Raw genomic sequence first — 11,220 nt, 5'->3', positions numbered from 1 at the left:
GCTCGCGGCCGGCGGCCCGCCCCGCCGGCTCCCCGACTACGGGCTGCTCTGCCCGCTGCACGGCGCGGCCGGCTGCGCCGTCCCCGAGGCCGCCGAACTCGCCGCCCTGCACGCCGCGTTCTGCGCCGCCGACCCGGACACCGCGCCGCCGCTGGACGCCGACACCGCGCACGCCCTCACCGGCCTGCTCGCCGCCCACCTGCGGGCCGGCGAGGCACCCGCCGGGCCCGGCACCGCCGCCGTCGAGGAGACCCTGCGGGCGATCCTGCGCCGGCTCGGCGGCACCACCGACGCCCGGGCCCGCCAGGCGCTCGCCCGGCTCGCCGCCGAGTACGCGCACGCGGCCGGCGGGCTGCGGATGCAGCACGGCCGCAACGCCACCGCGATGGCCTGCTTCGACCGCGCGCTCACCTGGTCCGAACTGGCCGACGACCCGGCCACCCAGGTCGCCGCGCTGAGCGACATGAGCACCCTCGCCCGGCTCGACGGCGACCCGGCCGCCGCGCTCGGCTACGCCCGCGAGATCGCCCGGGCCGCGCCCGGCCGGCACTGGGCCGGCGCGATGTCCCAGATCGGCCAGGCCCGGGCGCACGCCCTGGCGGGGGACGTCCGCGCGACCGTCCGGCACATCGGCCGCGCCCGGCTGCACCTCGACCACATCGGCGAGCACGACGAGACCGACGCGCCCTGGCTCTCCATCGCCTCGATGCGGCTGCGGGTCGAGTCGGCCGCCGCCGCCGCGCTGCGCGACGCCTCCGCCGCCGTCGGGGACCGCCGGCTGGCGCTGCGCGCCGTGGACGCCGCCGACACCGCGCTGCGGCTGCTGGCCCCGGACCAACTGCCCGCCACCCGGCTGCTGTTCACCATCCGGATGGCCGACTGCCACCTGTGTGCCCATGACCTGCGGACCGCCGTGGAACTGCTCGCCCCGGTCCTGGACGAGGCGACCGCGCTGCCCGCCCTCGCCCGCCACGAACTGCGCGGGCTGCGCATCCGGCTGGGCGCCCACGGGCTGGCGGTATCTTGACGAAGGTGGGCGATCACGCCGCTCGTGGGCGCCGGCCCCGCCGGGCGAGGATCGGACCACCGCCGAACAGGGCGGGCCCCGGTACGAGTGCGAGGAGCACCCCGATGACCGCCAGCGCCGTTCTCACCGTCCCCGCCGCCGACCCGGCCGTCGCCGCCGCCCACTTCCTCGGCCGGCTCTCCTTCGAGGCCGACGTCTCGGACGTGCACGCCGACCTGACCGCCGGCGTGCCCGGTGTGGTGGTGGTCGACTCCCGTAGCGAGGCGGCCTGGGCACAGGGCCGGATCCCCGGCGCGGTGCACATCCCCACCGCCCGGATCGCCGAACTCGCGCCGCTGCTGATCGACCCCTCGGCCACGGTCGTCACCTACTGCTGGGGTCCGGGCTGCAACGGCGCCACCCGGGCGGCCCTCGCGTTCGCCCGGCTCGGCCACCCGGTCAAGGAGATGCTCGGCGGCTTCGAGTACTGGGTCCGCGAGGGCTTCGCCTACGACACCGACCACGGCAGCGAGCAGCGGCCGGTGGACGACCTGACCGCCCCGCGCTCCGGGATCTCCTGCGCCTGCTGAGGCCGGTGCGCCCGGCGCCGGGCGGGTCGGCCGGCAGGCGGGTCGCAGTGGCGTTCCACGGGTCAATGTGGCGGCCGTGTTTCGCTCCTGTGGCGTGCGGTTTTCGGAATGCCCCGAGGCCGCCGAATCCCCGGTCCGGCCGTTGAGAGATCGTCCCGGCGTTCCTAGAATCGGGCGGCGGAGAACGTCGGCCGCGGGCCCCGGCCGGCAGTCCCGTCACCGGGGTGCACTCCGCTGACGCGACGTCAGGTCACCGGTGCGGTCGAGGTCCGGGCGCCGGACCCCCGCCCCGACTTCCCTGCCGAGGAGACCGCATGGCCGCCGACCTGTCCCCGACCGACGCCGAGCAGATCCGCCAGCTGCTCGCCCGCTTCCCGCACGCCTTCGACAATGCCGACACCAGGGCGCTGGGTGAGGTCTTCACCGCCGACGGAGTGCTCGAACTCGCCCGCACCGGAGCGGTGTTCAGCGGACTGGAGAAGATCGGGGTGTTCAGCCGCGACCTCGGCAGCCGGTCCCCCGACCAGCACACCCTGGACAGCGTGCTCACCGTCGAGCCGGACGGCACCGTCCGGGGCCACAGCCGCTACCTGGCGATCCAGTTCGACGGGACGGTCCACAACGGGGACTGGTTCGACGTCTACGTCCGCACCGGGGACGGCTGGCGGATCGCCCACCGCCGCTCCGTCCCCCGCTACCCGCTGCGCGCCGGTGAGGCGTAGCGGGTAGCGGGTGGCGGGCGAGCGGCGTCAGTGCGGGAGTTCGACCGAGAGGTGCGGGCCCAGCGCCCGCAGGAAGTCCGCCGCGTCGAACATCGCGCCGGCCGAGGCGACCCCGGTGGTGCGGCTCCGGCCGGTCAGCAGGCGCTCGACGGCCTCCACCGCCAGCGGGGCGGTGATCGCGTAGATGTCCCGGCCGCGGGCGGTGGCCCGGCGCCCGACCCCGCCGGACTCGATCAGGACGTCGACGACGAAGCTCTGGTCCGACCGGCCCAGGTCGTCGACCGCCTCCGGGGCCGGGGTGTCCGGGCCGGCGAGGTCGCCCGCGGCCTCGACGGTCATGTAGGTGCGGACCTCCGGCACGGCCAGGTGGCTGGGTACCGTGACGACGTCGGCCATGGTGAACTCCCCGAGCACCGCGCGGGCACCCAGCGGCGCGGGGAAGGTCCACTGCTGCTCGGACGGCGCGTCGTCGTGGTACCGCAGCGCGCCGTCCGCGAACCTCACCCGGCGGCCCGCGCGGCGCTCGTGGGACACCCGGCCGGCCTCCCGGGTGCCCGGCGTGGGGTGCCAGCTGTCCAGCCCGTACGCGACGTGCACGAGGTCCGCCGAGGTCCACTCGCCCATCGCGGCGGTGACCAGCAGGTCGCCCAGGCCGCCGTAGAAGGCCATCGCCGGGACGACCGGGGTGCCGGCCTCCCGGGCGGCGTCCGCGTGGTCGGCGAAGGTCGCGGCGTTCGCCTCGATCTCCGCCGCGACGTCGACGTAGGGGATCCCCGCGCGGATCGCGGCCTCGACGACCGGGCCGCCGGTCACCGCGAACGGTCCGGCGCAGTTGACGACCGCCGCCGCCCCGGCGAGGGCGCGGTCCAGCGAGGCCGGGTCGTCCACGGTGGCCTGCCGGACCTCGGTACCGGGCCACTCGGCCGCCAGCGCCTCCAACTGGGCCGCGTTGCGGCCGGAGAGGACGGGGGCGAAGCCACGCCGTCGCAACTCGGCCACCATGAAGCGACCGGTGTGCCCCGTCGCGCCGTAGACCACCACCGCAGCCGTCGTACCCATCGCTGTTCCCCGTTCTCGTCGTCCTGTCGACCCTCAGTCTGGTCGCCGGCGGGGCCCGGGTGTGATGGTCCGGAACGACAACACCCGTACACTTTCGGACATGCCCACTGTCGCGCTGCCGACCGCCGGAAACCTGCTGCACTTCGAACTGGGGGTGGCCTACGAGATCTTCGGCAATCCTCCGCGCGAGGCCGTGGACGGCTGGTACGACGTGGTGCTCTGCGGGCCCGGGCCGGTACGGGTCGGCCCGTTCGTCGTCGAGCCGGACCACGGGCTGGACCGCCTGGTGGACGCCGACACGGTGATCGTGCCCGCCTGGGCCGACGTCGACGAGCCGCCGCCCCCGGAGCTGGTCGAGGCGGTGCGCGCCGCGCACCGGGCCGGCGCCCGGGTGGCCTCGCTCTGCACCGGCGCGTTCGTGCTCGGCGCGGCGGGCCTGCTGGACGGCCGGCGGGCCACCACCCACTGGGCCCACACCGCGGAGCTGAGCGCCCGCCACCCGCTGGCCGTGGTCGACCCGGACGTGCTCTACACGGACAACGGCAGCGTGCTCACCTCCGCGGGCAAGGCGGCGGCCGTGGACCTCTGCCTGCACCTGATCCACCTCGACCACGGCGCCGGGATCGCCAACTCGGTCGCCCGTCGCCTGGTCATGCCGCCGCACCGCACGGGCGGTCAGGCCCAGTTCGTGGCCACGCCGGTGCAGGCGACGGGCGACCACCCGCTGACCCAGGTGCTCGCCTGGGCGCAGCAGCGGCTGGACCGGCCGCTGACCGTGACCGACCTGGCGCGGCGGGCGAACACCAGCCCGCGCAACCTCGGCCGGCAGTTCCGGTCGGTGCTCGGGCAGACACCGCTCCAGTGGCTGCTGAACCAGCGGGTCCGCCGGGCCCAGGAGTTGCTGGAGGCCACCGACGAGAGCGTCGAGGCGGTGGCCGTCGCCACCGGGATGGGGACGGCCACCACGCTGCGGCGCCAGTTCAAGCGGATCGTCGGCGTCCCGCCCAACAGCTACCGGGAGGCGTTCCGCAGCACGAGGGCCGGCTGACCGGTCGGCGCCCGCCACCGGCCCGGGGGACGGCCGGGCTCACCGCCCCGGGGCCCGCGGACCCGCCGCGGCGGCGGTCGGTCCGCCCGGGGCCAGGGACTGGTCCGCCGCGCGGGTGACGGTGCAGCGCAGGCCGCGGAAGGTGGAGGAGCCCATCTCGGCGTTCTCGTCCTCGTTGGTGGTCAGCAGGTTGACGTTGGCCTCCCGCCAGCCGCCGTCGGCGCCGCGCTCCGGGTACCACCAGGCGGCGGGGGCCATCACCACCTCGGGGGCGATCCGGTCGGTGAGCAGGACGCGCAGCCGGATGCGGCCGGTGCGGGTGGCGAGTTCCGCCCACTCGCCGTCGGCGAGGCCCTCGCGGGCGGCGGCCTCGGGGTGCATCTCCAGCCGGGGCTCGGGCTCCTTGGAGCGCAGCGAGGGCAGGTCGCGGAACTCGGAGTTGAAGTAGAACGCCGAGTGCGCCGAGGTGAGCAGGTAGGGGCCGTCCTCCGGCCCGCCGACCGGCGGACCGGGGGTGGGCAGCGGCGGGTAGCCGAAGGCGCGCAGGGCGTCGCAGCGCAGCCCGACCTTGCCGCTGCGGGTGCCGAAGCCGCGGCTGCGGTACTTGTGGTACTCCAGCGGGGTCGCCCGGTAGTGGAGTTCGGCCAGCTGCCGCCAGTCCATGCCGATCGGCTGCAGCCGGGTGTCCAGGGAGTCCGCGGCGTCCGGCCAGAAGTCGGCGGACAGGCCCAGCCGGTGGGCGAGTTCGGTGAGGATCCACTCGTCGGAGCGGGTGTCGCCGACCTTGGCGAAGGCCCGGCGGGCCGCGACGTAGTGGGCGTGCTCGACGATCTGGTCCCGCTCCAGCCAGCCGCCGACCGGGAGGACGACGTCGGCCATGGCGGCGGTCGGGGTGAGCCGCAGGTCGGCGACGGCGAGGAAGTCCAGCCGCTCCAGGGCCCGCCGGACGCGGTCCGAGTCGGCGTAGTTGAGCAGCAGGTTGCTGCCGTGCACCAGCATGGTGGTCACCGGGTGCGGGGCGCCGGGTTCGAGCACGGCGTCCCAGACGGAGCCGGGGTGGGCCCAGCCGGACATCGCCAGGATGCGGTGCCGGTCGCCGCCGAGGCGCTTGGCGGCCTGCTCGGGCGCCAGCAGCTCGGCGCGCGGGAAGGACCGGCGGCCGTCGATGCCGGGCGGGTCCCACAGGACGTCGCCGCCGGGCCGGTCCAGGTTGCCGCAGATCGCCGAGAGCAGCAGGACCGCCCGGCAGGTGTGGAAGGAGTCGCGGTGCTGCTGGGGCCCGGTGCCGAGTTCGATCGCGGCGCTCGGCGCGGCCGCGTAGGCGAGGGCGGCCGATCTGATCAGGTCGGCCGGCACGCCGGTCCGCTCGGCGACCGACTCCGGCGTCCAGTCGGCGACGTGGGCGGCGAGGTCCTCGAAGCCGACGGTGTACTTCTCGACGAAGGCGTGGTCGTAGGCGTCCGCCTCGATCACGGTGTGGATCATCGCCAGCGCCAGCGCCGCGTCACCGCCCGGGCGGACCTGGAGGAACTGCTCGGCGCGGGCGGCCAGCGAGGTCCGCCGGGGGTCGATCACGATCATCCGGGAGCCGTCCCGGACGGAGGCGAGCAGCCGGGTGCCGATCACCCCGTCGCCGTGGGTGAGCGCCTTGTTGGAGCCCCAGACCAGGACCAGGTCGGGCCGGCCCTCGTAGTCGCAGAAGGTGAAGCCGCCCGCGGTGAGGATGCCGGCCATCACCCTCGGGTAGAAGCAGACGTGCGCCGGGCCGAGCACATTGGGCGTGCCGAAGCTGTTGGCGAACCGGAAGAGCCACTCCTGGTAGTTGCGGTCGGTGCCCTGGGCCAGCACCACCGCCTCCGGGCCGTGCTCGATCCGGGCCCGGTCGAGCGCGACGGCCGTCCGCTCCAGCGCCTCGTCCCAGCCGATCGGGCGGAACTCGCCGCTGCCGCGCGGCCCGGTGCGCAGCAGCGGCGTGGTCAGCCGGTCGGGGTGGTTGAGGTGCTCCAGCGAGGCACGGCCCTTGGCGCAGAGGAACCCGTGGTTGTTCGGGTTCTCCGGGTCGCCCTCGATGGCGGTCAGCCGCCCCTGGTCGACGGTCACGACGGCGCCGCAGCCGCCGTGGCACATCCGGCAGATCGTCCGGTGCCGGCCGTCCTCGGCGAGCACCTGGACGACCGGGAGCGGCTGGCGGTGCCGGTCGGCGGGACTGTGCGTGGTCATGGGGGCCTCCGGGCGGTTTGCGGTGGCGGCCGGGCGCGGCGCGGGCGGTCAGCCGCGCGGTCGGCGCCCGCCGAGTTCGGCGTGCTCCTGCAGGAGGCTCCGGCAGGTGTCGTCGTCGATCGGCCGGATCGCCTCGCGCAGGGTGAGCCCGGAGACCCGGGGCAGGCGGGCGCGCAGCCAGTCGGCGATCTCCTCGGGGTGGTGCTTGGCGCCCTCGCGCAGGGCCCAGCCCAGCGCCTTGCGCACGAAGAACCGGGAGTCGGTCAGCAGCGGGTCGGCGAGTTCGCCGAAGGCGGCGAAGTAGTGCGGGAACTCGCCCCGGTCGCGCAGGGCCAGCAGGTAGGACAGGATGCCGCCGCGCCGTACCCACTGGTGGTCGTCCCGGCTCCAGCGCAGGAAGTCCTCGGCGGTCTCCGGCAGCCGCAGCAGCAGGGCGCCGGCGCCCTTGGGGGCGATCAGGTCGACGTGCGCCCAGGTCTCGCACTCGCGCAGCAGCTGTTCCAGGTAGCCGGTGTCCTCGCGGACCAGCAGGTCGGAGCGGCTCTCCAGGAGCAGCGCGGCGCAGGAGCGCGATTCGTGGACGGGCGGGGCCCAGAGCTCCTCGGTGAGCTCCAGCAGGGTGTCCCGGTCGAGCCCGGGGTGGCGGCGGACGAAGTTGCGCACCACGGTGCGCATGGCGGGCAGCGGTACGCCGATGTGCTCCAGCCGGCTCTTCAGGTAGGCCTTCTCGCCGTCGGCCCGGCCGGGCACGGCGCTGTCCTCCAGCTCGGACCTGAGCCGGTCGGCCAGGACGGGGGCGGGCGGGGTGTCGAAGGTCTGGGGGGTCTTGCGGGTCACCGAGGAAGCTCCGGTCGGACGGGGCCGGACGGGCCGGGGGCGGCGCCCCGGCCCGTCCGAACGCTGATGGTTCTCTGAGGGATTGACGTTACGTCAGTCGGCGTCGTGGTACGGGTAGCGGAGCTCGCCGGCCCACAGGTACTCGGAGGCGGGGCGGCCGCTGCGGCCCTCGGTGTAGCGGAACACGTCCTGCCAGATCGCGCTGACCTTGTCGTTGCGGTACGCGATGCTGGGGCCCTGCTGGTCGTACCAGCGGACGATCTCCAGGAAGAACGGGCCGGTGGCGTCCTCGCCGAAGTAGACGACGGCGCGGTCGCCGGTGGTCAGCTTCTCGTCGCGCAGGGTCGGCCAGTCACGGGCCATCAGCTCGTGGAACTCGGCGACCTTGTCCGGGCGGACGAGGTAGTGGGCGAGCCCGGTGTAGGCGTCCTCCTCGGGGAGGTCGGGCTCGTCCTGGAAGTAGCCCATCCGGTGCACGATCGGGTAGTCGACCGGCGGCCGGCCCTCGCGGGCCTCGGTGATCGCCGCCATCTCCTGCCAGATCGCGTTGACGTCCGGGGTGTTGAAGGCGCGGCTGACCGCGTTCTCGTCGACCCAGGTGACGATCTCGAAGAAGACCGGACCGTGCTCGCTCTCGCTGTGGTAGACGGTGGCGGGCTCGTCGGTGACCAGGCCGTGCGCCTTCAGGGTGGGCCAGTGCCGGGCGATGATGTCACGGGCCTGCTCGGCGCAGCCGGGCTTGACCATGTACGTCGCCATCATGTGCGTGGACAGCACCACGGGGGACTGGGACATCGGATGACTCCTCGGTTCTGTTCGTTCCGCCGGTGCGGACCGGTCGGATGCGGTTCGGGTCGGTAGGTGGTGGGTGGATGGTGGACGGGGGACGTCGGTCGGTGGCGCGGGGCCACCGGTCCGGTGGCCTCAGGCCTTCTCGGCCGCCGCCGGGGCGCTGCCCGTGGCCCTGGCGGCGGGCGGTCGTGGAGCTCCGAAGGCCGGTGCCGGGACGTCCCGGATGAGGAGCAGGGCGGCCACCCAGCCGACGGCCAGCAGGCCCACCGGCAGGAGCAGTCCGCTGTGCATGGCGCTGGTGAAGGCCTCGGCGAAGGCGCCCTGGACCTTGGCCGCCTGCGCCGGGTCGGCCCCGGCCAGGGCGGGCGGCGGACCGCCGCTGCCGATCTTCAGGGCGCCGTCGGTGAGCGGGGCGAACGCCCGTTTGAAGCCCTCCCGGGCCTCCGGCGGCAGTGCGAGCGCCTGCTCGTTCACCCAGCCGCGCAGGCCGCTGGAGAGCCGCAGCGACAGGATCGCGCCGATCGCCGCGCTGGCCAGCAGGCCGCCGATCTCTTGGGCGGTGTTGACCAGTCCGGAGGCCACCCCGGCCTGCGGCGGCGGGACCTGGCGCATGCCGACGCTGAACAGCGGCGAGAACACCAGGCCCATGCCGAGGCCGGCCAGCACGAACGGGCCGATCAGCTGGAGCGTGCTGGTGTCCGTCCCGGTGACCAGGATGAACGAGCCCAGCCCGGCGGTGAAGCAGGCCAGCCCGGTCAGGATGACGGCCTTGCCCGAGCCGCGGTCGGAGAGCTTGCCGCCGACCCCGGCGACCAGCGCCGAGGTGAGCGGCATCGCGGCGATGGTGAAGCCGGCCCGCAGCGGGGACATCCCGAGCACGGTCTGGAGGTAGAGCGAGATCGGCAGGAAGGCGCCGAGCATCGAGAAGCCCATGATCGCCGCGATGATGTTGGCGGAGGCGAAGTTGCGCAGTCGCAGCAGGTCGAAGGGGAGCAGCGGGCCGGACCGCTGGTGCCTGCGCTGGTCCAGGACGAAGTACGTCAGGACCAGGAGCCCCGCCGCGATCGCCGCCCAGGCGGTGGCGTTCCACTCCAGGCGTTCGCCCTCGATCAGGCCGAAGGCCAGCGCGGTGAGGCCGAGGACGAGCAGGGCGGTGGGCAGCACGGCGAGCGGCTGGCGTTTGCCCGGCCGGTAGTCGTGGACGTGCCGCAGCACCAGGTAGGCGGTGGCGATGCCGATCGGCAGGTTGAGGTAGAAGATCCACCGCCAGTCCAGGTAGCTGACGATGACCCCGCCCAGGGTCGGCCCGGTGAGCACCGCGAGCCCGGAGAGCGCGCCGGTGAACCCGAACGCCGCGCCCCACTTGGAGGGCGGGAAGACCATGGTGACGATCGGCAGGATCTGCGGGGCGAGCATGGCCCCGCCGATGCCCTGGACGGCCCGGGCCGCGATCAGCACGCCCGCGTTGGGGGCGACCCCGCACACGCAGGAGGCGACCACGAACACCGCCAGGCCGTACAGGTAGACCCGTCGGGGCCCGAACAGGTCGCCGAGCCGGCCGGCGACGATGAGCAGGGTGGCGTAGCCGAGGATGTAGGCGCTGAACACCCACAGGCCCTCGTCCAGCGAGGCGTGTACTCCGGTCATCACATGGGGCAGCGCGATATTGACGATCGTCATATCGAGCAGCGTCATGAAGAAGCCCATACTGAGCACGCCGAGGATGAGCCAGGGACTTTTGTCCCGGCTTTGCGGGGTGGGCATAGGTGGCTCATTTCTTGGAGCGCCGGAAGCCGTCGGACGAAGCGGGCATCGGGCTCCGGAAACGGGGAAGCACGGAATGTCCGCCGGTCTCGGTCAGGCCGGCGCGAAACGGATCGCGAGGGGTGGTCGCGGCGGTGCGCCGCGAGGGTGGCGGTCGCGCCGCACGGGCGCGCCGGCGGGCGGCGGGGGCCGCCCCGGAGTCAGTCGGCGCGGCGCAGGACCACCGCGTTGGCGTCCAGCTGGAGGACGTCGGTGTGGAGCTGGAAGGGCATCAACGGGCCGGTGCTGAACCGGTCCGAGGGGAAGTGCCGGGCGAGCGAGGCGGCGTCCACCGGCTTGAAGGGGAACATCTCCTGCCGGCTCCCGCGCAGGTAGAGCAGGCCGCCGGGGGCCAGCAGCCGGGCCACCTCGGCCGCGTAGCGGTCGCGGTCGTCCGGGCCGAGGTGGTGGAAGCAGCCGCGGTCGACCAGCAGGTCGAACTCCTCGTCCGGCAGGTCGAGTCCGCGGACGTCGCCGACCGACAGCTCGATCTCCAGGCCCAGTTCGGCGGCGCGCGCGACGGCCATGCCGACGGCCTCGCCGCTGATGTCGACGCCGGTCGCGCGGTACCCGGCCCGGGCCAGCGCGACGGTGTCCCAGCCGGTGCCGCAGCCGAGGTCCAGGGCCCGGGCGCCGGGCGCGGGCGGGGTGGCGGCGAGGAAGCCGACCAGGTCGGGGGAGGGGGCGCTGAGCTCCCAGTACTGGTGGTGATCACCGGCCTTGTAGGCCCGGTCCCAGTTCATCGTGGTCGTCGTGGTCATGGTCGTTGACCCCTTCCGGAGGCGCGCCGGACCGCACCGTACGGCCGGCGGGGCACGCCGGTGGCGGGCGTGCGCGGGGGGAGGTGGCTGCCGCCCACGGCGCCGGCCGAGGAGGCCGCGGTGGCGTACCAGCCGATCACCTCGGGGTGCCCGGGCGTGAGCACGGGCGAGCCCCGGTAGACCTCGTAGCGCGGCCAGTTGGCCCGCAGCGGGAGGTCGGCGGCCGGTGTGACGTGCCGGTGGCGGACGGGGGGGTGGGGCGGGGGCCGAACCCCCCCCCCCAGCAACACCCCGTGGCGCAGGACCGGCCGCACCCCGCGGGCCACGCGGTACCCGCGGGGGGGGAGCAGGGGCAGCCCCCCGCCCCCGGCCCCGGGGCCCG

General features: G+C 74.8%; 10 protein-coding genes. 4 read left to right on the top strand and 6 right to left on the bottom strand.

What is annotated here, in order from left to right:
• The 3 genes from ACFWA9_RS33530 to ACFWA9_RS33520 form a co-directional block, all read left to right on the top strand.
• Positions 1-1,027 (top strand): XRE family transcriptional regulator (locus ACFWA9_RS33530; RefSeq protein ID WP_380392332.1); only part of this gene is annotated, 1,027 nt, incomplete at its 5' end.
• 104 nt (positions 1,028-1,131) lie between these two features.
• The gene (locus ACFWA9_RS33525) at positions 1,132-1,596 is read left to right on the top strand and encodes a rhodanese-like domain-containing protein (RefSeq protein WP_352297883.1); all 465 of its coding nucleotides are present in this window, start codon (positions 1,132-1,134) and stop codon (positions 1,594-1,596) included.
• A gap of 314 nt (positions 1,597-1,910) precedes the next feature.
• Complete coding sequence (locus tag ACFWA9_RS33520) at positions 1,911-2,318, top strand: nuclear transport factor 2 family protein (RefSeq protein ID WP_352297880.1); 408 nt, start codon at positions 1,911-1,913, stop codon at positions 2,316-2,318.
• Positions 2,319-2,345: 27 nt separating this feature from the next.
• Here ACFWA9_RS33520 and ACFWA9_RS33515 read toward each other — a convergent pair whose 3' ends face one another.
• Positions 2,346-3,377 carry a saccharopine dehydrogenase family protein gene (locus ACFWA9_RS33515; RefSeq protein WP_380392329.1) on the bottom strand — a complete coding sequence of 344 codons (1,032 nt, stop codon included), beginning with the start codon at positions 3,375-3,377 and terminating at the stop codon, positions 2,346-2,348.
• A 100-nt stretch (positions 3,378-3,477) separates the two neighbouring features.
• Between ACFWA9_RS33515 and ACFWA9_RS33510 the strand changes: the two genes are divergently transcribed.
• Complete coding sequence (locus ACFWA9_RS33510) at positions 3,478-4,425, top strand: helix-turn-helix domain-containing protein (RefSeq protein ID WP_380392327.1); 948 nt, start codon at positions 3,478-3,480, stop codon at positions 4,423-4,425.
• A 39-nt stretch (positions 4,426-4,464) separates the two neighbouring features.
• On the opposite strand, the gene ACFWA9_RS33505 is transcribed toward ACFWA9_RS33510, so the two are convergent.
• The 5 genes from ACFWA9_RS33505 to ACFWA9_RS33485 form a co-directional block, all read right to left on the bottom strand.
• Positions 4,465-6,645, bottom strand: a complete 2,181-nt coding sequence (locus ACFWA9_RS33505; RefSeq protein ID WP_380392325.1) for a molybdopterin-dependent oxidoreductase — start codon at positions 6,643-6,645, stop codon at positions 4,465-4,467.
• 48 nt (positions 6,646-6,693) lie between these two features.
• Positions 6,694-7,482, bottom strand: a complete 789-nt coding sequence (locus ACFWA9_RS33500) for a DNA alkylation repair protein (protein WP_352297868.1) — start codon at positions 7,480-7,482, stop codon at positions 6,694-6,696.
• Positions 7,483-7,575: 93 nt separating this feature from the next.
• Entirely contained in the window at positions 7,576-8,277 is a 702-nt protein-coding gene (locus ACFWA9_RS33495) for a hypothetical protein (RefSeq protein ID WP_352297866.1), read from the bottom strand.
• Between the two features lie 129 nt (positions 8,278-8,406).
• Entirely contained in the window at positions 8,407-10,038 is a 1,632-nt protein-coding gene (locus tag ACFWA9_RS33490; RefSeq protein WP_352297864.1) for a DHA2 family efflux MFS transporter permease subunit, read from the bottom strand.
• A gap of 200 nt (positions 10,039-10,238) precedes the next feature.
• Positions 10,239-10,838: a methyltransferase domain-containing protein gene (locus ACFWA9_RS33485; protein ID WP_329486360.1), complete on the bottom strand. Its 600-nt coding sequence runs from the start codon at positions 10,836-10,838 to the stop codon at positions 10,239-10,241.
• Between the last annotated feature and the right edge of the window lie 382 nt (positions 10,839-11,220).

The organism is Kitasatospora sp. NPDC059973, assembly GCF_042737525.1.
In the GTDB taxonomy this organism is placed as follows: Bacteria; Actinomycetota; Actinomycetes; order Streptomycetales; family Streptomycetaceae; genus Kitasatospora.
The sequence above is the reverse complement of the archived record's forward strand: the minus strand, read 5'-3'. Positions and strand labels throughout refer to the sequence as shown.